At 62.9% G+C, this 25,560-nt stretch carries 26 protein-coding genes and 1 pseudogene; 13 read left to right on the forward strand and 14 right to left on the reverse strand.

Annotated features, from left to right (window positions below; all coding sequences use genetic code 11):
- Positions 1-44: 44 nt before the first annotated feature.
- From AC07O3_RS26185 to AC07O3_RS26225, 9 genes and pseudogenes are all read right to left on the reverse strand, one after another.
- Positions 45-521: a tripartite tricarboxylate transporter substrate-binding protein gene (locus tag AC07O3_RS26185; protein WP_093179119.1), complete on the reverse strand. Its 477-nt coding sequence runs from the start codon at positions 519-521 to the stop codon at positions 45-47.
- Positions 496-906 (reverse strand): annotated as a pseudogene (locus AC07O3_RS26190) (Bug family tripartite tricarboxylate transporter substrate binding protein); the annotation flags it as partial. The gene AC07O3_RS26185 and the pseudogene AC07O3_RS26190, both read right to left, overlap by 26 nt.
- Before the next feature lie 148 nt (positions 907-1,054).
- Entirely contained in the window at positions 1,055-2,095 is a 1,041-nt protein-coding gene (locus AC07O3_RS26195; protein ID WP_093179121.1) for a porin, read from the reverse strand.
- A 665-nt stretch (positions 2,096-2,760) separates the two neighbouring features.
- Entirely contained in the window at positions 2,761-3,474 is a 714-nt protein-coding gene (locus tag AC07O3_RS26200; protein WP_093179122.1) for a DUF4405 domain-containing protein, read from the reverse strand.
- Between the two features lie 23 nt (positions 3,475-3,497).
- Positions 3,498-3,980, reverse strand: a complete 483-nt coding sequence (locus AC07O3_RS26205) for a cytochrome P460 family protein (RefSeq protein WP_093179170.1) — start codon at positions 3,978-3,980, stop codon at positions 3,498-3,500.
- A gap of 8 nt (positions 3,981-3,988) precedes the next feature.
- Positions 3,989-5,044, reverse strand: a complete 1,056-nt coding sequence (locus AC07O3_RS26210) for an alpha/beta hydrolase (RefSeq protein ID WP_093179123.1) — start codon at positions 5,042-5,044, stop codon at positions 3,989-3,991.
- A gap of 70 nt (positions 5,045-5,114) precedes the next feature.
- Positions 5,115-6,107: an aldo/keto reductase gene (locus tag AC07O3_RS26215; protein ID WP_093179125.1), complete on the reverse strand. Its 993-nt coding sequence runs from the start codon at positions 6,105-6,107 to the stop codon at positions 5,115-5,117.
- Positions 6,108-6,144: 37 nt separating this feature from the next.
- Positions 6,145-6,744, reverse strand: a complete 600-nt coding sequence (locus AC07O3_RS26220) for a flavodoxin (RefSeq protein ID WP_093179126.1) — start codon at positions 6,742-6,744, stop codon at positions 6,145-6,147.
- 18 nt (positions 6,745-6,762) lie between these two features.
- Complete coding sequence (locus tag AC07O3_RS26225; protein ID WP_093179128.1) at positions 6,763-7,752, reverse strand: aldo/keto reductase; 990 nt, start codon at positions 7,750-7,752, stop codon at positions 6,763-6,765.
- Positions 7,753-7,888: 136 nt separating this feature from the next.
- Between AC07O3_RS26225 and AC07O3_RS26230 the strand changes: the two genes are divergently transcribed.
- From AC07O3_RS26230 to AC07O3_RS26250, 5 genes are all read left to right on the forward strand, one after another.
- A complete protein-coding gene (locus tag AC07O3_RS26230) occupies positions 7,889-8,791 on the forward strand; it encodes a LysR family transcriptional regulator (RefSeq protein ID WP_093179129.1) in 903 nt (300 codons plus the stop codon).
- A gap of 36 nt (positions 8,792-8,827) precedes the next feature.
- On the forward strand, positions 8,828-9,721 hold the full coding sequence (locus AC07O3_RS26235) for a LysR family transcriptional regulator (protein ID WP_093179131.1): 894 nt from the start codon (positions 8,828-8,830) through the stop codon (positions 9,719-9,721).
- A 263-nt stretch (positions 9,722-9,984) separates the two neighbouring features.
- Positions 9,985-10,770: a carboxymuconolactone decarboxylase family protein gene (locus AC07O3_RS26240; RefSeq protein ID WP_495340753.1), complete on the forward strand. Its 786-nt coding sequence runs from the start codon at positions 9,985-9,987 to the stop codon at positions 10,768-10,770.
- A 2-nt stretch (positions 10,771-10,772) separates the two neighbouring features.
- Complete coding sequence (locus AC07O3_RS26245; RefSeq protein WP_093179173.1) at positions 10,773-11,855, forward strand: alpha/beta hydrolase; 1,083 nt, start codon at positions 10,773-10,775, stop codon at positions 11,853-11,855.
- 165 nt (positions 11,856-12,020) lie between these two features.
- The gene (locus AC07O3_RS26250) at positions 12,021-13,046 is read left to right on the forward strand and encodes an alpha/beta hydrolase (protein ID WP_218137537.1); all 1,026 of its coding nucleotides are present in this window, start codon (positions 12,021-12,023) and stop codon (positions 13,044-13,046) included.
- A gap of 62 nt (positions 13,047-13,108) precedes the next feature.
- Here AC07O3_RS26250 and AC07O3_RS26255 read toward each other — a convergent pair whose 3' ends face one another.
- The 4 genes from AC07O3_RS26255 to AC07O3_RS26270 all read right to left on the reverse strand — a co-directional run bounded on the left by AC07O3_RS26255 (position 13,109) and on the right by AC07O3_RS26270 (position 17,253).
- On the reverse strand, positions 13,109-13,897 hold the full coding sequence (locus tag AC07O3_RS26255) for an enoyl-CoA hydratase/isomerase family protein (protein WP_093179134.1): 789 nt from the start codon (positions 13,895-13,897) through the stop codon (positions 13,109-13,111).
- 15 nt (positions 13,898-13,912) lie between these two features.
- The gene (locus tag AC07O3_RS26260; RefSeq protein WP_093179135.1) at positions 13,913-15,163 is read right to left on the reverse strand and encodes an acetyl-CoA hydrolase/transferase family protein; all 1,251 of its coding nucleotides are present in this window, start codon (positions 15,161-15,163) and stop codon (positions 13,913-13,915) included.
- Positions 15,164-15,190: 27 nt separating this feature from the next.
- Entirely contained in the window at positions 15,191-16,150 is a 960-nt protein-coding gene (locus tag AC07O3_RS26265) for a Bug family tripartite tricarboxylate transporter substrate binding protein (protein ID WP_495340692.1), read from the reverse strand.
- Between the two features lie 194 nt (positions 16,151-16,344).
- Entirely contained in the window at positions 16,345-17,253 is a 909-nt protein-coding gene (locus AC07O3_RS26270) for a LysR family transcriptional regulator (RefSeq protein WP_093179138.1), read from the reverse strand.
- Between AC07O3_RS26270 and AC07O3_RS26275 the strand changes: the two genes are divergently transcribed.
- The 8 genes from AC07O3_RS26275 (at position 17,146) to AC07O3_RS26310 (ending at position 24,490) form a co-directional block, all read left to right on the forward strand.
- On the forward strand, positions 17,146-17,508 hold the full coding sequence (locus AC07O3_RS26275; protein WP_495340757.1) for a hypothetical protein: 363 nt from the start codon (positions 17,146-17,148) through the stop codon (positions 17,506-17,508). The genes AC07O3_RS26270 and AC07O3_RS26275 overlap by 108 nt on opposite strands.
- Positions 17,505-18,683, forward strand: coding sequence for an acyl-CoA dehydrogenase family protein (locus tag AC07O3_RS26280; protein ID WP_093179140.1), 1,179 nt, complete (start codon positions 17,505-17,507; stop codon positions 18,681-18,683). Before AC07O3_RS26275 ends, AC07O3_RS26280 begins: the two co-directional genes overlap by 4 nt.
- Complete coding sequence (locus AC07O3_RS26285) at positions 18,683-19,849, forward strand: iron-containing alcohol dehydrogenase family protein (RefSeq protein WP_093179141.1); 1,167 nt, start codon at positions 18,683-18,685, stop codon at positions 19,847-19,849. The genes AC07O3_RS26280 and AC07O3_RS26285 overlap by 1 nt, the downstream gene beginning before the upstream one ends.
- A 47-nt stretch (positions 19,850-19,896) precedes the next feature.
- A complete protein-coding gene (locus AC07O3_RS26290; protein ID WP_093179143.1) occupies positions 19,897-20,772 on the forward strand; it encodes an HpcH/HpaI aldolase/citrate lyase family protein in 876 nt (291 codons plus the stop codon).
- Between the two features lie 17 nt (positions 20,773-20,789).
- Positions 20,790-21,998, forward strand: coding sequence for a CaiB/BaiF CoA transferase family protein (locus AC07O3_RS26295; protein WP_093179144.1), 1,209 nt, complete (start codon positions 20,790-20,792; stop codon positions 21,996-21,998).
- Between the two features lie 137 nt (positions 21,999-22,135).
- Complete coding sequence (locus AC07O3_RS26300; RefSeq protein WP_495340693.1) at positions 22,136-23,107, forward strand: Bug family tripartite tricarboxylate transporter substrate binding protein; 972 nt, start codon at positions 22,136-22,138, stop codon at positions 23,105-23,107.
- An 11-nt stretch (positions 23,108-23,118) separates the two neighbouring features.
- Positions 23,119-23,847, forward strand: a complete 729-nt coding sequence (locus AC07O3_RS26305; protein WP_093179147.1) for an SDR family NAD(P)-dependent oxidoreductase — start codon at positions 23,119-23,121, stop codon at positions 23,845-23,847.
- A 16-nt stretch (positions 23,848-23,863) separates the two neighbouring features.
- The gene (locus AC07O3_RS26310; protein WP_093179149.1) at positions 23,864-24,490 is read left to right on the forward strand and encodes a glutathione S-transferase N-terminal domain-containing protein; all 627 of its coding nucleotides are present in this window, start codon (positions 23,864-23,866) and stop codon (positions 24,488-24,490) included.
- Positions 24,491-24,523: 33 nt separating this feature from the next.
- Here AC07O3_RS26310 and AC07O3_RS26315 read toward each other — a convergent pair whose 3' ends face one another.
- A complete protein-coding gene (locus AC07O3_RS26315) occupies positions 24,524-25,516 on the reverse strand; it encodes a Bug family tripartite tricarboxylate transporter substrate binding protein (protein ID WP_093179150.1) in 993 nt (330 codons plus the stop codon).
- Positions 25,517-25,560: the final 44 nt, after the last annotated feature.

The following is a 25,560-nucleotide window of genomic DNA, read 5'->3' on the forward strand; positions in this document are numbered from 1 at the left end:
TGCCGTGCGTCCATGGCTTTTTCATGTACGCCGCATCCTTGTTTTCAAAACGACGGGCGAAGGCGTTGCGACGCCGCGGTCAGCTCGGCGTCAAACCGGATTCCCTGGCCCATCGACCCCAGAGTTTGATCTGGTCTCGGACATACGCATGGAGCTCCCTCGGGTGTCGAAGCAAGCGGGATGATCCTTGCGGATTTCGCGAATTTCTGTATGGCCGTATCGGCCATCACTCTGGCAAAGATTTGATGGAGCTTGCGAGCGATGTCCGGAGGCAGTCCTGCCGGCGCAAACATTGCAGACCAGGAGGCATAGTCGTAGTCGGGCAACCTCTGCTCGGCCAGAGGCGCGACGTCTGGGAGCATGGAGAGTCTCTGCTTCGACGTGACACCGAGAACGCGAAGTTGCCCGCTCTTGATGAAAGGCGCAGAAACGACAGGGTCGTTCATGGTGAAGTTGATGCGTCCGGCAAGCAGGTCGGTTGTGGCCGGAGCAGCCCCCGGAGTAGTTGACCGCCAGCGCATCGATCCCGGTCTGCGTCTTCAGCAATTGCGCAGCGACTAGCATTCCCGAGTTGCCGGTTGCGTAATTCATCCTTCCAGGGTGCTCTTTCGCGTACTCGATGAACTCCTGTACTGTGTGCACCGGAAGTTCGGAGTTCACCACCAGCAACAGGGGATTGATGCTCAATTGGGTGATGGACGTGAAGTCCTTGATGGGGTCGTAGCCCGCGTTCTTGAGCGTGTGCACATTGGCTGCGTGCGAAGAGTTGCCGCCCATCATCAGCGTATGGCCGTCATTGGGCGCTTTGGCAACGATCCGTGCTGCACCCGCCGTGAAGGGCGGCAACCATCCTGATGGAGCGCTGGGGGTAGTTCTCCTGCGCCAGGGTCTTTCTCCAAGGAGCAAGCGAAGCCGAGGTGATGAGAAGGGATCTGCGAGAGATGTTCATGGAGGTGCTTCATTGGACGAGATGACCCCGCTGATTCATCGCCGTCTACTGTCCAAGTGAAACTATCCATCCATCCACGCAGGGAGCGACCCCCGTGCCTGTCGGCTAGAAGTGGTGACGGATCCCCAGGTCGAAGCCGGTGGAGGAACGGTTCGGCGCTGTCGTGACCCCGCTGAACGCGTAGGTCCCGCCGCCGCTGTTGCGGATCACTGCGAGCGTGGAATACACAGCCGTGCGTTTGGAGAGGTTGTAGACGACACCGAGTGCCAGTTTCTTGCCCTCCGGATCGCCCGCCTGGTTTGTGCGAATCCCGGAATAGGACCCCTTGAATTGGGTGACGCCGATCGGGACGGTCAAGGCCACCATCCAGCCGCTCTGCTTGAGAGTTCCTTGCTGATCCTTGTTTGCGTTGAACGAGAACCTCGCCGGACCGAAGTCATAAGCACCCGCCAAGCTCCGGTAGATGGCGCTTCCGGCGGCATACTTGGTCCGCATGAAAGTCGCTGCAGCAGCGAATGGGCCGTTGTCGTACATCAGTCGCCCCCCGCCACCGGTTCCGTCGCCGGACGTCGCAGTGCCGCTGGCGTTTTCGCCGCGCCAATGCTGCGCGTTGACGCTGAAGCCTCCGAAAACCTTTGGGGAGATGTAGGCGATGGCGTTGGACGCCCGCACCTGGTTCGGATTGATGCCGCCTGCGTAGTTCAGCCCTAGACCCACCCCCAGCGCAAAGGGGTCGAACTTGCCGGTGTAGGTTTCATAGCTGGGCGACCAGTCCCGACCCAGATGGATTTCGCCCCAGGACCCACCGATGCCGACGATCGATCGGCGGTTGAAGCTCATGCCGTTTGCCGGCGTCGCGCCGCTGGGCTGGTTGTTCGTGTTGGACGCTTGGAAGGTCCCGTTGTCCGCGTTGAAGCCGGACTCGAGCCAATACATTGCATACATGCCTCCACCAAGGTCTTCGATGCCGCGGAAGACCAGCTTGCTGGTGGCATTGCCGCCGCTCATCAGTTGCGTCAGGCTCGTTCGGGAGCCCTTGACATAGTTCACTCCGATGTCGACGGTCCCTTGCAAGGTGACAGACGACTGCGCATGGGCGGCCACTGCCGCTCCCACGATGGGAAGCAGCAGAATTATTTTCTTCATGGATCCTTGTCTCCGTTTTTCTAAGCTGGAATCAACAGCGCTCGAGGCGGCGCTACAGTCGAGATCACCTCTTCGGCGATCTCCGCGTCTTCTTCAGCTGCCGGCTTCGTTGGCCGGCGTACCCAGAGCGGTTGGAGTTCCGATCGAACCGATTCACTCGGGGCATTGGCATGAGGTCGGTGCCTTCATGCGTGAGACCCAGTTTAGAAATGAGGCAATAAGCAGTCCATCGGCTTTTTCTGAAGACGAGCTGCTGCTTTTGCGGACGATCAAGAGTCTCGGCAGCACACCGGATCAGCAGGTGAGCGAGAGAGCAAACTTGGTCGCGGCGCTCGTTCGTCGCGGAGGTTTGGCCTTCTCGGCTCAGGTCAGGCGGCAGTCCAGACGGCGCGACGTCTTCGCACGCTCATGCGCCTCATGCAACCGTTGCCTTTGATCATCACCGCCCATATTGTGTTGCTGACCTTTTGTGCGCACACCGGGCTCGAAGGTCACGATGCCGCCCCCCAAACGGATCCGGGCCGGTGAAGTTCTCTCCCGTGCCGGCACTGGAAGGCTGAGCACCCACACGGGTGACCTTGATGGGGTCCGGCTCCGTAGCGGAAGCGATAGCCACAGGCAATTTCGTGTTCATTCTTCCAGCGGTTTCTTCAGGCTGCAGTTCATCAGCTATCCGGTCCTCTTGCCGCCAGGCATCCAGCATCGATCATGCGTCTGCGGCGGTGCAGCCATTGCATGGCCCAGTAGGTGATGAAAGTGCACAGGCCGGCGACAGCCATGCAATGGCCAAAGAATCCTGCAACCGATTCCTCGAAGTTCCACCAGTCCAGCGACGTTTGAAAGAGGAGCCTGGCCTGGAGGTTCAATGCGAGTGCACTGCGAACGCCCTGCAACGCGATGCCGGCTGCAATCAATCGAAGCACTACGGTGCGGGCTACGTTCGTTCCTTCGATCCCCAGCAATCTGCGGGCGACAGCCGTCAGCAGAGGCCAGCGCAAGCCGAGGTGGACGGCGACCACGAGCAGCAACCAGTAGGCGACACCGGCATGAATCTGCCGAGCTGAAACATCGCCATCCAGACGAAGGCCGGCAAACAGCGTCTCGGAGATCGTCAGGCTCGTGATCAGCAGCACCAACATGCCGGCCAGGAGAACAAAGGCCACGGCGATGTTGAACTTCCCGCGTCTTTCGCGTTGTTTCCTTGAAAGCGCGGCGAACCATCGGCGATGCAGTAGGTTGTGAACGACGACCAGCAAGAAGATGCCCACGCCAGCCAGCTCATGTGCAGCGTTGCCTTGCCAGAAGTAGGCGAAGGCGAAGAGCAGCAACCCGGCGGCGACGCAGTCGAGCACCATCTTCAACAGGAGAACGGGATTCAACGGACGGTACCTCTGGGTGATGGCTATTCGACGGGCGTGCCGCGAAACTCCGACAGGCGCCTTGCTGTGAACAGGTAGTCCCGCTCTTTCTGTGCTGCATGGCAGGACATGCAGCGTGCTGTGTTCTCCTTTAGGTTGATCTGGCGATCAGGCTGGAACCATTGGAACTGCCAATCACCGGTGCGTCGGCGCTCTTCGAAGTCAGCGCCCCAGCCAGCACCTTTCTCCATGACGAAGTACCGGTAGATCTTCTCGTCGCGATAGTCGGCCAGAACGAAATGCGTGCCGTTCGGCACCGGCAGCCCTTTCTGGATCGCCTCGAGGGCTGAGCGTGTGGTCGAAATGTGCTCGGTTACGTTGCCGCGCCTGACCGTTGTGTAATGGACCAACTCGTCGAGCTTGGGAAACGTGACGCGGGTGGGCTCGGCATGTGCCTGGCAAGCGGGCACGAGGGCCACGCAGGCGACCAATGTGACCACAGCGCTCATCGGTGCGATTGTTCTCATGGACTGACTCATGGTGCCTTGTTGATTTCCTTTTCCCAGAACCGAACGGCCTGGCCGACCCAACCTTGTGCACTGGTGCCTTGACCCGTGCCGAATCCGTGACCGATCCCCGAATACTTGTGGTACTCGACCGGCGTTCCCATTCCTCGGAGCGCGGCGACCCGCGTCTCCATCAGGGCGGGCGGGGAAATGCCGTCGATGTCGCCCACGACGACAAAGGTGGGTGGCTCGGACGCTGTAACTTCGGTGTGCCCGGTGTAGGCCATCACAACGGCAGAAGGCCTGGACTGCGGCAGACCGCCAAAGCGGGCGGTGCCGTGCGAGCCGATCGCCGCAGCCATGCGAGCGCCAGCGGAACTGCCCCATAGCGAGTAGTGCGTCGTGCCCACCTGTAGCGTGTGTGCGTCGCGGATGATGTACGAAATCGCCGCGGCCAGGTCCTCGGTGGCCACCCTGCCGCCTTGCCCTGAGCGATACTTCAGGACGAAGACGTTGAATCCTTGTTGGCTGATTTCCGCAGCGTAAGGAAATCCCTCGTGCACCGATCCCACATAGGAAAACCCGCCGCCGGGCGCAACGACGGCGAAAGGTGCGCCGGGCCTTCCGCGAAAGAAGAACAGTCCCGTATTCTTCAGCGTCGGGTTCGCCTGCTTCTGGGCATCCGTGTAGAAGTCGTAGAAAACGGCGTGCCCCGCATTGGCATCATCGACCATGCGATTCAGCGACGCGACAACGAGGTCGGGATCAACATGGCTGTGATACGGCAGGAGTTCGCCGATGTTCCGCAAAGGCATTGCCTCGTCGTAGGCTCGGTCATCCCAGGGCAGCATCCGACGGCTGAAACCCCGAAAAGCGGGATGGCCCAGCAGGTCGGCAAGGTGGTCATCCGTACGCAAGTGCATATGCCCGCCTTTGGCGGAATCTTCCCGGGTGGCACGAGTCGTGATTTTCTCGGTCACAGTTGGCGCAATTTCTCCGGCGTCGGTGCATGGAGATGCGAGGGCTATGGGCAGCATCCCTCCAGCCAACTTCCGAGCGTGGAAGCGCCAAGTTGCCTTCTTCATGATGTCGTCCCCGGGTGGCGCCGAAAAACGCAGCGAGAACGCCTATGAGCCTGCGTGATCGAGCGAGAGCTCATCGACCGGTCATCTTCAGTGCAGCCTCGGGCAGGCGTTCGCCCTGGACTTGGATCTTCGACACTTCTTCGTTGATTCGATCGAGATCGTCCGCGCTCAGATCGAGGTCCACGCCGCCCAGGTTCTCCTCCACGCGATGGAGCTTTGTCGTGCCAGGAATAGGCACGATCCAGGGCGCCTGGGCCAGGAGCCAGGCAAGTGCCACCTGTGCAGGCGTGGCGCTCTTGCGCTCGGCAAGGGCTTTGACGACATCGACCAGGGCGAGGTTGGCCTTGCGTGCCTCGGGCGAGAAGCGCGGCACGTTGTTGCGAAAGTCCGTCGGATCGAACCGGGTGTTCTCGTCGATCTTGCCGGTCAGGAAGCCGGCGCCGAGCGGGCTGAATGGCACGAAGCCGATACCGAGTTCGCCCAGGACCGGTAGCAGTTCCAGCTCGGGCCCTCGCCAGAACAGCGAATACTCGCTCTGCACCGCCGTCAGCGGCTGCACGGCATGTGCGCGTCGGATGGTCTGCACGCCCGCCTCGGAAAGGCCAAAGTGCTTGACCTTGCCCTCGGCGATCAGATCCTTGACCGCCCCGGCCACATCTTCGATCGGAACTTCGGGATCGACGCGGTGCTGATAGAGCAGATCGATGCGATCGGTGCGCAGGCGCTTGAGACACGCTTCTGTAGCGGCCTTGATGTGCGCAGGCCGGCTATTGGTGCCGCCAAGCCGTTCACCGGTCGCCAGGTCAATGTCGAAGCCAAACTTGGTGGCAATGACAACCTGGTCGCGGATCGGCGCCAACGCTTCGCCGACAAGCTCCTCGTTGACGAACGGCCCGTACGACTCGGCCGTATCGAACAGGGTGACGCCGCGTTCGTGCGCCGCACGGATGAGCTTGATCATTTCTTGCCTGTCGGCCGGCGGCCCATACAGGGCACTCATGCTCATGCAGCCCAAGCCAAGGGCCGAGACTTCCAATTGATTTGCGAGCTTGCGATGCTTCATGATTCCTTGCTCCTTTGGTGATGCCTGCGCCGGAGCGCTACTTGCCTTGCGTGATCGTGACCCCGTCCAGCCAGCCGGTGACGCGATCCATCGTGCGGCGCTCCTGATCCGCCTCCATGACGAATCCGTCGCACAATCGCGCCTTCGGCGCGTGGCTGGCAAGAACGGATGGGCTGTTGCCGAGCCCGTAGCCACCGTGGGTGACAAACGGGATCAAGACCTTGTTGGACAGGCTGTGCGCAGACAGGAAGGACCGGATCACCGGTGGCGTTGTTTCGCCCCAGATCGGGAACCCGAGGAAGACGGTGTCGTAGTCCGCCATTCGGGTGACCCTGGCCTCCAGGGCGGGTTCATGGCCGCCGTCGCGTTCGATGCGAGCTTGCTCGACTGTCTCCAGATAGTCTTCGGGATAGGGGTGTGCGGGCCTGATCTCGAACAGGTCGGTGCGGCGCGCGCGATGGATCAGGCCGGCGACGACGCGCGTGTTGCCCGACCGGGAGAAGTAGGCCACTAGGGTCTTCGAGCACGCTTGCCGCGTCTCACCGTGCTGGGCGGCGCTTGTTGCGCTGCTGCTCAGTGGAAGCGAGGCGAACGCCGTCATCATCGTGCGCCGGACCGCGTCGTGCGTCGATGCCATCGTGGGGACTCCATAGGGTTATTGCCCTGCACGTGCCTGCAGCGCGGCCGGATAGCGATCACCTTGGATCCTGGCTTCCGCGAGGACCCTTTCGATATTGTGGAGGTCGGTGTCCGAAAGGCTCACGGAAACAGCGCTCAGGTTCTCCTCCAGCCGGTGCAGTTTCGTCGTGCCGGGGATCGGCACGATCCACGGTTTTTGCGCGAGCAGCCACGCGAGCGCGATCTGCGCCGCTGTCGCACCCTTGTTGCTTGCGATCCGGCCGAGCAGGTCCACCAGGGCCTGATTGGCTTGCAATGCTTCGGGGGAAAAGCGCGGAACGATGCTGCGGAAATCATCACTGCCGAATTTGGCGCCAGTGCCGAAGGCGCCGGTGAGAAAGCCTTTGCCCAGCGGGCTGAATGGGACGAAGCCAATGCCGAGTTCTTCGAGTGTCGGCAGGATGTCATGTTCGGGATCGCGCCACCACAGCGAATATTCGCTTTGCAGAGCGGTCACAGGCTGCACCGCATGCGCGCGGCGGATCGTTTGAGCGCCGGCTTCGGACAGCCCGAAGTGCTTGACCTTGCCCTCGGCAATCAAGTCCTTGACTGTGCCGGCCACGTCCTCGATTGGCACATCGGGGTCGACCCGGTGCTGGTAGAGCAAGTCGATTGCTTCGGTCTTCAAGCGCTTGAGTGAGCCTTCGACGGCCAAGCGAATATGCGTTGGCTGGCTGTTGAGGATCTGCTGCTTGTTGTCGTCGCCGAAGGTGAAGCCGAATTTGGTGGCGATCACCACCCGGTCGCGTACCGAGGCGAGCGCCTTGCCGACGACTTCTTCGTTGAGATACGGGCCATAGACTTCGGCCGTATCGAAGAAGGTCACCCCTCGATCAACTGCGGCCCGGATCAGAGAAATGGCCTGCCGTGTGCCCGTGGCCGGACCATAGCCGTGGCTCAGCCCCATGCAACCGAAGCCGAGGGCCGAGACTTCAAGGCGGCCATTTCCAAGTTTGCGCTTTTGCATGTGTTTCTCCTGCGGCGGAGCAATCCGCTTCGTCATCCGCGCAGACGCACGACTTCTGCTTGCAATCAATATAGTGATCGCGTGCCATCGCGACTAGATGGCAGAATTGGCAAAGACTTGTGAAGTGACTTCATTAATGCCGAGAGAGAACTACAGCGACCTGCTGGCTTTCATTGCAGTGGCGCGCGAGCAGAGCTTCACGCGCGCAGCCGCGCAACTTGGGGTGTCCCAATCCGCGCTCAGTCACACGGTTCGTGCACTCGAGACCAAGATGGGAGTCCGGCTGCTGACCCGCACCACGCGCAGTGTTTCCCCCACGGATGCTGGAGAGCGACTGCTGTTAAATACTGCTCCGCGGTTCCGCGAGATCGAGGCGGAACTGGCTGCGGTGGGCGAGTTGCGTGACCAGCCCGCGGGCACCATTCGCATTACAGCGACAGAAAATGCGGTCGAGACGGCTTTGTGGCCCAGGCTGGCCATGCTGCTTCCAAAATACCCTCAGATCAAGGTCGAGGTCAACACAGAATCTCGCTTCACTGACATCGTCGAGCGGCGATATGACATGGGCGTGCGACTGGGCGACGAAGTGGCCCGCGACATGACCGCGGTGCGCATCAGTGCCGACATGCGTATTGCGATTGTTGCCTCACCCGTCTATCTCCAGGAGCGCCCGGAGCCCGTGAAGCCGCAGGACCTGACCGGTCATGAGTGCATCAATCTGCGCCTGATGAGCCACGGCGACCTCTACGTCTGGGAGCTGAAGAAGGGCGAGCAGAACGTCAACGTGCGGGTCGAGGGCCAGCTCGTCTTCAACGGCACAAGGCAGATCCTCCATGCTGCGCTGGCTGGCTTCGGACTCGGGTATTTGCCAGAGGAAATGGCGCGACCATACATTGCGACGGGGCAGCTCAAGCAGGTCCTTGAAGACTGGTCTCCGACGTTCCCCGGCTATCACCTCTACTACCCGAAGCGCAGGCAGTTGTCCCGCGCGATGGCTGTGCTGATCGACGCGCTGCGCCATCCGGCAGAAGAGTCATGAGCCCTTGCGACTGGGGCGTAACGCGGAGAGCTGCAAGTGGCCATTGAAAGCTTCAGCGACGTCATTGCCTTCGTTCATGTCGTGCGTCAAGGCAACTTCACCCGGGCCGCCGCACTGCTGGGAGTTTCGCCTTCCGCGTTGAGCCATGCCGTTCGCGGACTCGAAACACGCCTGGGTGTGCGGCTGCTGGCACGCACGACACGAAGCATTTCCACCACCGAAGCAGGTGAGAGGCTGTATCTCAGCGTGGCACCGCGTTTCGACGAAATCGATGCGGAGGTTGCAGCCGTGGAGGAGTTGCGCGACAAGCCCGTCGGGACTATCCGCATCACGGCGGCCGAGCACGCCGCAAACAGCATCCTCTGGCCGAAGCTGTCCGGAGTCCTGCACAGTCACTCCGAAATCAATGTCGAGATTACTGTGGACTACACCCTGTCGGACATCGTCGCGGCCCGCTATGACGCGGGCGTGCGCCTGGGCGATCAGGTGGCCAAGGACATGATCGCGGTGCGCATCAGTCCGGACTTGCGGATTGCCGTCGTCGCTTCGCCTGGATATTTCGCGACGCGTCCGCGGCCCGGTTCTCCGCACGAACTTGCTCAGCACAACTGCATCAGTCTGCGGCTGCCGACTCATGGGGGATTTCTCCCGTGGGACTTCGAAAAGGACGGCCAGGAGGTCAAGCTCCGCGTGAGCGGCCAATGGGTGTTCAACAGCAGTTCGCCCATTGTCAAGGCGGCGCTGGCGGACTACGGCCTGGCCTTCATTCCCGAAGACATGGTGATGGAGCACATCGCGGCGGGAAGGTTGATCCGAGTGCTGGACGACTGGTGCAAGCCTTATCCGGGTTACTACCTTTACTACCCGAGCCGACGCCAATCTTCTCGTGCCATGGCCGTCGTCGTCGAGGCATTGCGATATCGGGAGTAGACCGGAGGCGCCTTTGCGGGACGAGCTCAGGATGAGCCTGCACCCGTTGCCGTGCCCGGCCATTCATGAGCTCGGCTCAGCAGTGAATGCGCGATCTCGGGCTTACTCGAAGCCACCGCATTCCGTACGATCCTTCTCTCAGTCGAGGAGGAGCAAAGACAGGCCGTGATTCACGCGTTTATTTGCCTTTTTCGTCTCAACATGACGCGGCCGTGGCCTGTTGGCGTGCAGCCAAGAACATGCGCCAGATGGAGCAAATGACCATGATCCGTAGAACGTCCCCCAGGTATCGCGAGGCTGTCGCGCTGGCCGCCGCCGTGGTCCTGGTACTGGCGATTGCGCCGAGCCGCGCCGCCCAAAACACGGAAGAACCACTAGCCATGAGTACCACGCAATCGGCTTCCGACGCACTTTCCGCCAAGCAGCAAGCCATCCCGTCGATCGCAGCCTTCATGGCCACGAGCGATATGCCCAAGCTCAACGCCGCTTTGAATCGGGGATTGGATGCAGGCCTCAGCATCGGCGAGGCCAAGGAAATCTTGGTGCAGTTGTATGCCTACGTTGGCTTTCCGCGCAGCCTCAATGCGTTGGGGGAATTGATGAAGGTGCTGGAGGACCGCAAGCAGCGCGGCATCCAGGACGCGCCAGGACGCGAACCCAGCCGTGTCCCGCCCACCGGCGAAGCCTTGCTGGCGGCGGGCACGGCCAACCAGACCCGTATTTCAGGTGCTCCCGTCAAGGGCCCGGTGTTCGATTTCGCGCCCGTCATCAATCAGTTTCTGCAGGCCCACTTGTTCGGCGATATCTTCGAGCGCGACAACCTCGACTGGCAAAGCCGCGAACTGGCCACGGTCGGTGCGCTGGCGGCCACGCCGGGCGTGGAAGCGCAGTTGCGCTCGCACATGAGTGCCAGCATGCGGGTGGGGCTGAGCGCGGCGCAGCTGCGCCAGTTGGTCCAGGGGTTGGCCGAAAGCGGCGACGAGCAGGCCGCCAAACGTGCAGGCGCAGCACTGACGCAGGCATTGACTGCCGCCACATTGGAAGGATGAACATGAAAGCCACTAAAACCCTATTGACCATTGCCCTGGCGACGTTGCTCGCGGCCTGTGCGGCCCAGTCCAATGCCCCCGACAGCACTGCGGGCCCTTTGATGATTCAAGCGCAAGGCAGCTTCGCCGCAGGCGGCACGATGGTCACTGCGCAAGGCACTTTCGACCCACGCAAACCCATGGCGCCGGAGGGGCAGAGCTACCACGGTGACCATGCCTACGCGTTCTATCAACTTCCCGTGAATGCACGGAAGTACCCGATCGTCATGTGGCACGGCGCAGGCCAGTTCTCCAAGACATGGGAAACCACGGCAGATGGCCGCGAAGGCTTCCAGAACATCTTCCTGCGTCGCCGGTTCGGCGTGTACCTGATCGATCAGCCGCGGCGCGGCAATGCCGGGCGCAGCATGGTCGAAGCCACCCTCAAGCCGACTCCGGACGAGCAACTCTGGTTCAACCAATTCCGCGTCGGGCTGTGGCCGAACTACTTCAATGGCGTGCAGGTCGACCGCAGCCCCGAAACGCTCAACCAGTTCTTCCGAGCCATGACGCCGAACACCGGCCCGTTCGATATGAACGTCGTGTCCGACGGGGTGTCGGCGGTGTTCGACAAGGTCGGCCCCGGCATCCTCTTCACGCACTCGCAGGGTGGTGGACCGGGCTGGCTGACCGCGATGAAGAACAGCAAGGTCAAGGCCATCGTCTCCTTCGAGCCTGGCAGCAGTTTCATCTTTCCGCAGGGCGAGGTGCCGGCGCCCATCCCGAGTGCGTTCGACACCGTGCGAGGAGAGGCCACCTCTTTGCCACAGTTCATGGCGCTGACGCGGATCCCGATCCTGATCTTCTATGGTGACAACATCCCGGAACAGCGCATGGATCTCCCGGCCCAGGACAGCTGGCGCGCCCGGCTGCAAATGGCCCGCCTGTGGCGCGACGTCGTCAATCGCCATGGGGGCGATGTGACGGTGGTGCATTTGCCGGAGGCCGGCATCAAGGGCAACACCCACTTCCCCATGTCGGACCTCAACAACGTCCAGATTGCCGACCTGGTTTCGAAGTTTCTCGCTGAGAAAAAGCTGGACTGACGAGAAAAGCGCACCGAGCGCGGCGAAGAAGCGAGGCGAGGCATACGAGGAAATCCCGGAAGGCACGAACGACAGTCGTGCCGATCTCTGAGCATCTTTGTGGAGCGCGCGTCTTCCATCTCAAGCAATATGCATATGAAACACACAGTTCTAAAGGCGACCTTCATGGCTGCCATGGTTGGTATGTCGGGAGGCGAAGCCGAGGCGGCCGACCACAAAAAGAATGCGTTCACCTTGGCCTACGACGGCGCGATCTCGAAAAACGAACCGGGTAAAGTCAACGTCCATCCGGTCAGGTACAAGCTCGACGGCCTGGATATTGCCGCGAACGTGTACACCCCTGCGAACTACGATCCGAAGAAGAAATACCCCACCATCGTGGTGGCGCACCCGAACGGCGGGGTGAAGGAACAAGTCGCTGGCCTGTATGCCCAGCGCTTGGCGGAAAAGGGCTACATCACGATCACCGCGGATGCCGCGTACCAGGGCGGGAGCGGTGGTCAGCCGCGCAATGTGGACAAGCCTGCATTCCGCATCGAGGACATCCACGGCATGGCAGACTTCATCTCCAGCTATGCGGGCGCCGATGTCGCACGCCTGGGTCTGCTTGGTATCTGCGGCGGTGGCGGCTACTCGCTGGCTGCGGCACAGACCGACAAGCGCTTCAGGTCGATTGCGACGCTGAGCATGTTCAACTCCGGACGGGTGCGGCGCAATGGCTTCGAGGATTCGCAACTGGACTCCATCCAGGAGCGACTGCAACAGGCTTCGGCTGCGCGCGCCCAGGAAGCGGCCGGCGGGACTGTGCTCTATTCGGGGGACGCCGACATGACGGACGCACAGATCGCCGCATTGCCATTCGAGATGTACCGCCAAGGCTACGAGTATTACTGGAAGACGCACGCGCATCCCAACTCAACCTTCAAGTACACCACCAGCAGCTTGCTTGACTTGATGCGCTTCGACGCGACTCATCAGATCGAACTAATCAACAAGCCGCTGCTGATGATCGCAGGCAGCAAGGCCGACAGCCTGTACATGAGCGAGGATGCGTTCGCCAAGGCTACGGGCACGAAGGACAAGGAGTTCTTCAAGATCGATGGTGCCACGCACATCGAAACCTACTGGGTCCCCAAGTATGTGGACGCCGCCATGGAAAAGTTGACAACGTTCTACGCGAAAACGCTGTGATGCGAGGCAGCAGCTTTGCTGCGGCCCGTCCGGGTGCCGCTGCGCCGAGTCGACAGCGCGGTCTACCGTACGACGCCAGTGAACCTGGGTTGCCGCTTCTCTGCGAACGCGGCAAGTCCTTCCGCATAGTCGATGGAGTTCAGGATTTCGGGCAGCGCAGCGCGCTCGACCTGCAGCGCAGCAGCCAACGGTAGCTCGATCCCCTGATAGACCAGCCGCTTGATGGTGGCTAGCGCAGTGGCCGAGCGGCTGGCCAGCAATCGGGCCACGCTGTCGACATGGGCGTCGAGTGCATCGGCTGCAACGACGTCGTCGACCAGCCCAATGGATTGGGCGTATTCGCTGGTCACGGGCTCGCCCGTCAACATGAGCCTCAGCGCGCGGCTGACGCCGACCAAGCGTGGCAGGCGCTGCGTGCCGCCTGCGCCCGGAAAGGCACCGATGCGGCTTTCCGTCAGGCCCAGGGAAACGCCCGCCGCGGCGATGCGCATGTCGCAGGCCAATGCCAGCTCTGTTCCGCCGCCAAGGGCGAGGCCGTTGATCACTGCGACGGTCACACAGTGCGCAGCACCCAGCGAATCGATCGCCGCACGAATCCCCGCGTTGTGCGCCAGCTTGCCCGCCAAGTCCATGTCACTGCGCTCCTTGAGGTCAGCGCCCGCGCTGAAAGCCCGGCCCGTACCCTGCACGAGTAGCACGCGTGCATGGCGTGCGGACGCATCGGCCACGCACGCGCTCAGTGCCTGCACTGTGCCCACGCCGAGCGCATTCAATCGCTCGGGTCGGCTCAGGCGGATGCGATAGATATCGTCGCCCAAAGACTCCAGGGCGACCTCCGGTCCATCGGTCATCACAGGGTATTCCTTTCATAGCGGGTTCAGGCCGCGCGCCAACGCCTCCCGGTGGGCCGGATGGGCAATGCGGACGAGACGGCGCGCGCGCTCGGGCAACGAGCAGCCGAGCAGATTGGCTGTGCCGTATTCCGTCACGATCAGATGCACATCGCTGCGCGGCGCTGTGACGGGACGATCGCCGAGACTGGCCACGATGCGCGAATGTCGGCCATTCGGCGTGGTCGATGGGAACGCGATGATGGAGCACCCGCCAGGTGAAGCAACGCCGCCGCGGATGAAGTCCAGGTATCCGCCAACGGCGCCAAGGTAGCGGCCGCCAGCCACCTCCGCGTTGACCTGGCCGCTCAGGTCGACCTCGATGCCTGAGTTGATGGAGTGGAATGTCGACAGGCTGGCCATCACCGCGGGCTGGTGCGTGTAGTCGGCACTGCGCATGTCGAAGAGTCCTGAGCGCTCGGCGAAGGTCCTCAGGCGTTGGGTGCCGAACAGACCACCGGTCACGGTCTTGCCGACATCGATGCCCTTGTGCGCGTTCGTCACGACGCCGCGTTCCATCAGATCGATGATGGCATCGGACAGGACACCGCTGTGGACACCCAGCCCTTGATGATCACGCAGGGCCTCGGCGACGGCCACGGGCAAGGTGCCGACGCCCAACTGCACGGTGGCTCTGTCGGGAATCAATTCGGCAACGTGTCGTGCAACGTTGCGCTCGACGCTCGTGGGCACTGGGTCGGGCAGGTCGATGATTCTGTCGTCTCCATCGACCAGCACGTCGATGTCTGCGCTTTCAACGCGGGCCTCCCCGCCCATGCACGGCAAGGCGGGATTGAGCAGGGCGATGACGAGGCGCGATCGCTGCATCATGGCGCGCGTGAAGTCGCAGATCACCCCCAACGTGAATCCACCGTCCGGCAGGGCTCTGACCTGCACCAGGCACACGTCTACCTGCAGTCCACCCGTTCGAAACAGGCCGGGCAGCGCGCTCAGGTGCGCTGGAAATATCTCCGCCATCGCGGTGACGCGGCGGCTGTTGCCGGCCCCGTTGAGCGCGCGGAACTTGAAGTCGCGTCCGAGTTCGGGCTGCAGGGTGTTCGACTGAGTGAGGCCGAACAGCAAGGTGGGGCGTTGCAGCATCGGCCCTTGCGTGACCAGAAGCTCTGTAAGCGCGAGGGGTTCGCCGGGGCCTTGCGGCCAGGCGATCACTTCGTCGGCGCGGATCAGATCCGCGAACCGCAACTGTTGCAATGAAATGGTGTGCATGCTGTCGCGTGTTCGCTGTCGTGCGCGTCAGGCGGGCTGGATGTTGGCTTCGCGGGCCAGGCGAATCCACTTGACAACCTCGGTGTCGATGCTCGTCTTCAATTCGGCGGGCGTTGTTTCCCACGGACTGACGCCGCCTTCCGCTAGTTTCTTGATCGCTTCCGGCTGCCGCTGCGACTGGCGCAACGCCGCGTTGATGCGTTCGACGGTCTCGCGCTGCATGCCGGGTGGGCCGACGAGGGCCGACCAAGTCGAGAAGTCGAAGTCCGGAATGGTCTCCGAGATCGCTGGCCAATCCGGGGCCAAGGGGCTGCGGCGTGGGGTCGTGACGCCCAGTATCCGGATCTTGCCGCCCTTGCTTTGCGTCAAGGCGGTTGCCAGGTCCATGATGACCAGATCCAGGATGTCACCGAGGAAGTCGGTGTAGGTCGTGGACGTCGACTTGTACGGGACCAGCAGCAGCTCGCCGCCGGGCACCTTGCCGTTGAAGGTGGCGAACTGGATCTGCGTCAGCGACGAATAGTGGCCGGCCCGCACCTTGGCGGGGTTTTGCTTGGCGTGCGCGATGAGTTCGGCGAACGTGCGCGCCGGGAAGCTGCTCTTGACGACCCAGGCCTGGCTGCCGATGTAGGTGCCGCCGATGCAGCTCAGATCGCGCCGCGGGTCGTAAGGCAGGTTCTTGACCAGCGCCACGTTGATGGCCAGCGGCGATATGGAGCCCATCAGCAGTGTCGACCCATCGGGGTTGGAGCGAATGAGCTCCTGCATTGCGATTGCTCCGTTGGCACCGGGCTTGTTGTCCACGATGGCCGTTTGTCCCAGGAAAGAGCCCATGCCGGGCGTCAGGATACGGGTGACCGAATCGCTCGGCGTTCCCGGTCCCAGCGGCACGAGGATGCGGATGGACCGCCCCCCCGCTGGCTGCGCGTGAGTTCCGGAAGACGCCAGAGTCAATCCGAAAAGCTTGAGGGCGTCACGTCGTTTCATTGCGATGTCTCCGGTCCTTGGTGCCGTGGAACGCGGCGAGGCCCACGATTCCTTGTTATGCGAACAAGTTTAGAAATCGACCTTGCACCATGTCCATGCTCATTTCCGGGACGCTTGCTGCGGATTTTGTGAAGCGGCCGGCACCTGTCGACGGTTCTGCCGGATGCTCCAGGAAGCGCCAGCCTGTCGCCACACTAGGCCAATGGCTTGGCCTGGCGCAGGTCTGGCCAGATGTCCGATGCCGCGTCCAGGAATGCGCGGATCAGCGGGTCATCGCGTCGGCTTGCCAGGTGGGCGATGTAGCTTGGATATGCGACCTTGACCAGAGGAGAGAGCGCGATGTCGCCGTGTCGCTCGGCTTCGAGGGCGTAGTCTTCGCGAACGAGACACAGGCCCACGCCGGCTTCCAGCATCGCGCGGCCCAGCGTGGCATTGTCGAAGCTCGCAACCGAATTGAGCGTCAGCCCCCGGTCGGTGAACAGCTCTTTCAGGATCACCGTGTAGGCCATGCTGCTGTCGGTCGGTGTCACCCAGGGCAGGCCAGCAAGTCGGGCCCAGGTGGCGTTTTCGATTTCATCCTTCCAGGCGGCGGGGCCGGCAACGCGGAAGATGATGGTCCTGAGCTCATAGTAGTTGAAGCTGCTGTCGGCAGGGCGACCGAGAAGCAGCGCAATGTCCAGTTCGCCCGTCTTGAGACCTTCGTGCGCGCCTGACGAGGGACGCGCACGCAGGTCCGTTGTCACCAGCGGGTGTCGCACACGCAATGACTGAATGATTTCACCGATGCGGCTGTACGAAGGGTCGCTGCTGGACGCCACGACCAGGCGACCTTCGATCTTGCCGCACAGTTCGCGTGCGAACGACGAGAACAGCGTGGCTTCGTTCAGAACCGACCTTGCCCTCTCGAGCAACAACTGACCGGCGCGGGTCAGCTCCAGCCGGCGGCTGGCGCGCACGAACAGCTGTGTGTCCAACGTGGATTCCACCGCGCGTACATGCGCACTGGCGGCGGAGAGGCTGATGTGCAGGCGTTCCGCTGCCCGCGTCAGATGCTGCTCTTCGGCAACTGCAACGAAGGTGCGAAGTTGAACAAGGTCAATCATCACGATGTGTCTCCAACGGTAGTAGACGCCAAGCGTTTGCGTGAGGCAATGCGCGAGGCGACGTGGCCAATTGTGGGGCACTCACCGGATGGTTCGGATTTCGAGCACACATGGTTCAAGGAATCGCCATGGACATCGCGAGGCGTCGATTTCTACACTGCATCGCACTCGAAGCTGCCGAGTCGCACAGCTCAGGCCGGCATCCATTCAGGCCGCTTCAACATCGCGTCCACCACCAGAGGAGACCCCACATGAACAACCAGAGACTGCTTCTCACAGAGGACCAGCGTGCCCTGATCGGTGCCGTGCGAAACCTGTGCAAGGACAAGAATTTCAAAGGCAATTCGATCAAGTACCTGGACGGAACCTACCCCGCGGAGAATCTGAAGGCACTGGCCGCCATTGGTGTGCTGGGCATGTCGATTCCGCAAGAGTACGGTGGCTCCAATCTGCCCGTTTTCGATACAGCCCTTGTGCTTGAAGAGGTCGCCAAGAATTGCTATCCCACTGCGATGGGGGTGATGAGCAGCCTGGGTGTCCAGACCCGCGTGATCTCCACGTATGCGCCCGAGGCCATGAAGCGCGTCATCCTGCCGAAGGTAGCGTCCGGTGAGATCGCACTGGCCGTGTGTATGACCGAGCCGCACGCCGGAACGGACGTACCGAACTACAAGACCAATACCGTGATCAAGGGCGATCGTGCGGTGGTCAACGGCGTCAAGACCCTGATCAGCAAGGCCAACGAGGCGCAGTGGTTCGTGGTGTTCACGCGCATCAACGGGATACCCGGGCGCGAGGGGATCGGCTGCGTGCTGCTCAACCGCGATTCCCCCGGCTTCGAGGTGACGGCGCGCTATCACACGATGGGTGGAGAGTACCTTGCGGAGATCCAGTTCCACGACGTGGAGGTCCCGCTGGAGAACGTGCTGCTGCGCGAAGGAGGGTTCAAGAGACTCCTGACCGCTTTCAACACCCAGCGCTGCCTGAATCCCAGTATCTCGCTGGGCATGGCCGAAGCGGCCTTCGAGGAGGCGATCAGCTACGTGCGCGAGCGCACCATTCGTGGTCAGCACGTGTCCGAGTTCCAGGGCATCCAGTGGAAGCTGGCCGATATGTACAGGGACATAGAGGCGGGCCGCAGCCTGCTGTATCGCGCGGCGCTGACGGCCGATCCTTTCCCCAATCCGCACGAGGCCGCGATTGCCAAGATGTTCGTCAACGAGATGGCGATCCGCGTGGCCAGCGAGGCGCTGCAGGTGCATGGGGGCTATGGCTTCACGAACGACTACCCGATCTCTCGCATCTACCGCGGTGTGCGCTATGGCACGCTGGGCGGTGGTGCCACCGAGGCCCTGAAGGACCTGGTCGGCAAGAAGCTGGTCGAGGACTTCGATCCGGTTGATGGATTCCTGTCGCAGGGAACCTTCTGATGCGGCGCGGCCAGCACTTCGTTCCTGCGCTACGGCTGTTCGACGGGGCGGACAGTCTGGCCGCGCTGCATGGCGAACTGGCGCGAGTGGGCAGCCTGCGTGCCGTGGTTTTCTGCGGCGCCTCGCTGGTGCGCGAGGGTGCCGCGCTCGACACGGTTCGCCGGGCCATGGGCGATCGCTGCGCCGGCGTGTTCGCAGGCGTGAAGGCGCACAGCCCGCTGGATGATGTGGAGGTTGCGGTGCAGGAATTGAAGCGCCTGCGCGCGGATGCCGTGGTAGCGGTGGGGGGGGGCTCTGCCGTGGTCACGGCACGCGCCGCGAGCATTCTGCTGGCGGAGCCGGGCGATGCGAGGGATCTGTGCACGGTGCGCAATGGCGATGGCGCGCTGTTCAGCCCACGGCTGCAGGCCCCCAAGCTGGCGCAACTGGTCGTGCCGACGACGCCTACGACCGCGACCCTGAAAGCGGGCAGCGCCGTCCTCGATCCAGTGGACGGTAAGCGCCTCGCATTGTTCGATCCCAAGACGCGGGCGCAGGCGGTGTTCGTTCACCCCGATCTGCTCAAGACACCGCCGGGCACCTTGGTCATCAGTGCAGCGCTGAACACGCTGGCCATGGCGCTCGAAGGACTCATGTCCCTCGCGGGTGATCCGTTCTCCGACGGACTTCTGATGCACGCCACGCGGCTGATCGCACAGGGGCTCGCGGGCATGGGGACGAGCGATGAGGCGGCGGCGCGTTCCGATCTCATGTTTGCTTCGCTGATGTGCGGCCATGCCACGGACTACACCGGTGCTGGCATCGCGATCCCGCTCGGCCATGCCGTCAGCGCCCGTTTTCATGTTGACAACGGCTTTGCCAATGCCATCTTGCTGCCCCATGTCGTCCGCTTCAACGCGCAGGCGGCCATCTCCGGCCTCGCAAAGCTGGCCGCTGCGCTCGGCCGGCCGGTGCGCGAAGCGGATCCCGCGGATGCGGTGATTCAGGCCCTCGATCAGCTCCTTGAGCAGCTGTGTGCGCCCCGACGTCTGCGCGACATCGGTGTCACGCGCGCATCGCTGCCCGAACTGGCTGAGATATCGATGGACGACTGGTTCGTCCAAGGCAACCCGCGTCCCGTGCGTGACGCCAGCGAGCTGCTTTCCGTGCTGACCAATGCCTGGTAGCCCGCGCGCCGTTGCTGCAGAAAGATATTCACAGGAAGGCCCCCGGTATGCGTTCTCTTCTTTTCGTCCCTGCCCATGACGCACGCAAGTGCGACAAGGGACTTGCCAGCGAGGCCGATGCCTTGATCTTGGATCTGGAGGATGCCGTGCCGGCGCCCGAGAAAGAACGGGCACGGGCGCTCTGCGGCGACTTCGTCGCACGGTACTGCGAGCGCATGCGGCTGTTCGTGCGCATCAACGCGCTGTCGACAGGCCTGGCCGAAGCCGATCTCGACGCGGTAGTTCGCGCCAAACCTTACGGCGTGATGTTGCCGAAGTGCGAGAGCGCCCAGGAGCTCGTGCGGCTGAGCGTGCTCTTGGGCGAGCGCGAAGCACGCGCCGGGGTGGACGTCGGCGCGATCCGGATTCTGCCGATCGTGACCGAGACCGCAGCCAGCCTGTTCCATCTGGGAAGCTACGCACAGCAGCCCGAACCTCGCCTGTGTGGGTTGTTCTGGGGAGGGGAGGACCTGGCGGCCGATATCGGCGCCAATGTGAATCGCGATGCATCGGGACGCTACACCGCGCCTTACCAGATGGCGCGTGCGCTCACGCTGCTCGGTGCCACGGCGGCGCAGGTGCCAGCCTTCGATGCGGTCTACACGGACTTTCGCGATCCCGCAGGCTTGCGAATCGAAGCGGACGAAGCGCAACGAGATGGCTTCTCGGGCAAGGTGGCCGTTCATCCCGATCAGATCGCATCCATTCACGCGGCCTTCATGCCATCGGAAGCCGAGATCGCGCAGGCCAGGCGCGTCGTCGAAGCGTTCGAAGCACGGCCGGCGGCCGGCGCGCTGGTCCTGGACGGCCGGATGCTCGACCGCCCCCACTTGCGTTCCGCCCAGCGACTACTCGCACGAGCGGGTGTCCAACCCTCCCACTGATTCTTCCGGAGCCTTCCATGTCTGACCTCACGACGCGCTACCCCTTGTCGGGCATCACCGTCATCGACCTCTCGCACATCTACAACGGGCCCTACGCCACCTTCCTGATGGCCATGGCCGGTGCCGACGTCATCAAGGTGGAGCCCCTGACGGGCGAGAACCTGCGCAGCCGGGGCGACCTCGGCGGTGTCGCACTGCCATTTGCGATGCTCAACTCGAACAAGCAACCCGTGACCTTGAATCTGAAGTCCGAGAAGGGCAAGCAGCTGCTCAGGGAAATGGTGCAGCGCGCAGACATCCTCGTAGAGAACTTCGCACCGGGCGTGATGGATCGCCTGGGCCTTGGTGCGACAGAGCTGCACAAGATCAACCCTCGGCTCATCTATGGCTCCAGCTCGGGGTACGGCAGGGAAGGACCGTATCGTGACTACCCGGCCATGGACCTTGTGATGCAGGCCATGTGCGGAGTGATCGATTCCACGGGCCACCCGGATCAGCCTGGCGTGAAATCGGGTGCTGCGCTGTGCGACTTCATGGCGGGCATCCACCTGTATGCGGCCATCATGACGGCACTGTACGAGCGGGAGGGCACGGGCGAGGGCCGAGTGGTCGAGGTGTCCATGCAGGACGCGACCTATGCCTCTCTGGCGTCCAACCTCGGCATGCTGCATGCGCGCGGGGCACAGGCGCCCGCCCGCACGGGCAACCGGCACGGCGGGCTGGGGGTATCGCCCTACAACGTCTACGCCACGGTCGATGGTCACGTGGTGTTGAACGCGCCGGCCGACCATCATTTCCGGGCCATCCTCGAAGTGATGGACCGCAGCGACCTGAAGGACGACCCTCGTTTTTCAACGCGCACGGCGCGGGTGCAGAACTGCGAAGCGGTGGACGAACTGATCGAGCAATGGACCCGACAACAGCTGCGCGACGACGTGGCGCGGCGAATGCTGGCAGCCAAGGTGCCCTGCGCGCCCGTTCGCAGCCTGCCCGAGGTGATGGTCGACGAGAACATGCACGCGCGCGGCAACCTGCAGTGGATCGAGCACCCGGAGCTTGGCCGCGTGGTGCTGATGCACTCGCCGCTGGTGTTCGAGGGAACGCAGCGCCGCCCGATCGAGCCGAGCCTGCCGATGGGGGCGTGCAACGAGACTGTCTACGGCACCTGGCTCGGCCGTTCGACACAGGAGCTTGCGGCGCTGCGAAGCGAGGGCGTCATTTCCTGAGCGTCGGCTCTTTCTTGTGAGTGCGCGATGGCACAGCTCGCAATTGGTGCGAGGCTTGACATTTTCTCCGCCTCTCTCATAAAGTAGTTCGTATAAAAGAAAGTAAGTTCATATATATGAACAAATGAGACAAAGCCATGTATCCAATTCTGCGTTCGTTTCTCGCCAGTTTGGCGTTCGCCTCGGCATTGCCTGGCGCCTCGGCACAGGTCTATCCGGACCGGCCGATCAAGCTGATCCTGCCGTTTCCGGCCGGCAGCGCAACGGATGGGACCGCGCGCGTCATCGCGGAAGACCTCCGCAAGGGTTTGGGCCAGCCGGTCATCATCGAGAACCAGGCCGGCGCTGACGGAAACATCGCCGCGATGAATGTGAAGCGCGCGGCCCCCGATGGCTATACGTTGCTCATGAGCACAAATTCCGCGCATGCGGTCAACAAGACGCTCTATTCCCATCTGGCCTTCGATCCCGAGAAGGACTTCGAGCCGGTGGCCGGGCTGATCAGCATCCCACTGACGCTGTTGGTGCGCAAAGATTTTCCGGCCGACGACATGGCGACCTTCGTGCAGGTGGCCAAGCAGCGGTCCGGCAGCAAGCCACTGAGCTTCGGCAGCGGAAATACGTCCGGTCAGGTGGCCGCCTCGTTGATGCAATCCGCCGCCGGAATTGAGATCACGCTGGTGCCATATCGCGGGACGCCACAGGCCCTGATGGATCTCGTTGGCGGTCAGATCGATGCGTTGCTCGGCGATCCCTATTCATCGATGGGCTTCGTCAACAGCGGACAGTTGAAGGTCCTGGCCGTGACAGGCAGCGTGCGCCATCCCCTGCTTCCCAAGGCGCCGACGATGGCGGAGGCCGGTTACAAGGACATGCAGGTCGTGACCTGGGCGGCGCTGTTCGCACCCGCCAAGACCGACCCGGCCATCATCGACAGGCTGAGCAAGGAGGTCGGAAAGAGTCTCTCGAAACAAGAGACAAAGGAGGCCGTGCAGAAGATGGCCATGACGCCAATGGTCATGAACCCAGGCGAGTTGCGCAATTTCGTGCACTCGGAAATCGACCGATGGGGCCGGCTGGTGAAGCAAGCCGGCATCCCGAAGAAATAGGCGCACCCACCATGCAAGAAACGAACAAACGCCTCCACGACCGCCGCATCGTGATCACGGGGGCCGCCTCCGGCATCGGGCAGGCCACGGCACGGCTGTTTGCCGCCGAAGGTGCGGCCCTGACGTTGCTCGACCGGAACGCGCACGGCCTGCAGGGCATCGCACGGGAGACTCATGCCCATGTGTTCGAGGCCGATGTGACCGATGAGGGCGCAGTTGCGCAATCGGTCGAGCGAGGCGCAACTGCGATGGGCGGCATCGATGGCGTGGTCAATGCCGCCGGCGTGATGCTGCGGGGCTCGGTGCTGGGGGTCGACGTTGTGCAGTGGCGGCGCGTGCTGGAGATCAACCTCACGGGCAGCTACATCGTCGTGCGCTGCTGCCTGCCGTGGTTGAAGCAGGCGGCGCATGCCACCATCGTGAACCTTGGCTCCGGCCAGTCGCTGTTGCCGAACTCCCCCGATCGCACGGCCTATTCGGCCTCGAAAGGCGGCGTCCTGAATCTCACGCGCGCATTGGCGGCCGAACTCGCTCCGTCCATTCGCGCCAACACCGTGTGTCCCGGGCTGGTGGATACGCCGATGGCCGAGGGCGTCCAGGGCAACGTGGGCAACTACGCGCTCGGGCGGCTTGCACAGCCCGAGGAAATCGCGCGAGCCATCCTGTTCCTGACCAGCGTCGAGTCGTCCTACATCACGGGTGCTGCGCTGGCCGTGGACGGTGGGCGCTCCTTCCACTGAAAGCGGGTGCGTCCTCATGTCCCTTTCCGCTGAAACCTTTGTTCTTCGCTCTTCATGGACCTCGCCCTTCGTGCGCAAGGTGCGCATGGTGGTCGACGTTCTGGGGCTGGTCGATCGCGTCACGCTGCTTCCGATCGACGCGGCCGACCCGAACGACCCTCTGCCCCAGCAGAACCCTTTGGGCAAGTACCCCTGCCTGTTGCGTGCGGATGGCACAGCCGTCTACGACAGCAGCGTGATCCTCGAGTTCCTGCAACTGGTCGCAGGGACGGACCGGCTGCTGCCGCTCGATGGGCCTCAACGCATCGACATGCTCACGCGCACGCGGCTGGCCGACGGCATCATCGACGCTGGCGCCCTGGTGATCTACGAAGAGCGATACCATGACGCGGCCATGCGATCGAAGACATGGCTGGAACATCAGCGCAGCAAGATCGGACGTGCGCTGGCCATGTTCGAGGCAGCCCCTCCCGATCCGCGGCGCACCGATGCGGTGTCGATCGGTTTGGCATGCGCACTGGGATTCCTGGACCGTCGCCAGCCCGTTGCGTGGCGCGAAGCCTGTCCGGGACTCGTGCATTGGCTGGCTTCTTTCGCCAGGAACGAACCGGCATTCGATCGGACGCGTCCGCCAGACGCCTGAAGGCGGCGTCCGACTTCCCGTCCTCCGCAGGGATCAGTCCACCTGGATGCCGCGCTCCTTGATGAGCTGAGTCCAGCGCGCGAGGTCTGTGCGAATCAGCGCGCCCAACTCTTCGGGCGTGCTCGGGCGGGGGGTGGAGCTTTCGCGTGCGAGGACTTCCCTGACCTCGGCCGTCGCGAGCACGGCATGAAGCTCCTCGTTCAGTCGCTTGACGACGCTGGCCGGCATGTCCGCGGGACCGAGCAATCCGAACCAGACCTCCAGGCGGAAGCCCGGCAGACCGGCTTCCGAAGCCGTCGGGATGTCGGGCGCCAGGGGCGAGCGCTGCGGTCCGGTGACTGCCAGAGCACGTATCTTCCCGCCTTGGATCTGACCGATGGCCGAAGGCACGCTGGGGACCAGCATCTGCAGGTTGCCTCCCATCAGGTCGTTGAAGGCGAGCGAGATCCCCTTGTAAGGCACATGCATGAGCTGGACTTTGGCGGCCGAGGCGAACAGTTCGGTGCCCAGGTGATTGGTCCCGCCCGTGCCGGCCGATCCGTAGCTGATGCCGCCCGGCTTCGCGCGCGCCAGGGCGATGAGTTCGCGCAGCGAGTTGGCCTTGAGGCTGTTGGACACGACGATCACCAGGGGACTCTGAGCGATCAGGCCGATCGGCTGCAGATCCTTCACTGGGTCGTAGGGCAGCTTCTTGCCGGCTGCCGCGTTGGTCGTGATCGAGGTGGACGCCAGCAGCAGCGTGTAGCCATCGGGCGCCGCCTTGGCGACGAATTCCGTACCGATCGTGCCTCCGGCGCCGCCCTTGTTCTCGACGATGACAGGCTGGCCCAGCCGCTCTCCCAGTTTGATGCCCAGCAGCCGAGCGAGGCTGTCGTTGCTGCCGCCCGCTGCAAAGGGCACGATCAACTTGATCGGCCGTTGAGGCCAGGGTGTTTGCGCGCGGCTCCAGGATGGCAGAAGCGCGCAAGCGCCGAGCGCAAGAGCGTGGCGCCGCGTGAGCGCGTAGGCAGCGGGTGAGTCGAGCATTGCAGTGTCTCCGAGGGCCGGTCTGCGCCGGCGTTGCTGGCAGG

This window comes from Variovorax sp. GW821-FHT09D05 (assembly GCF_059416325.1).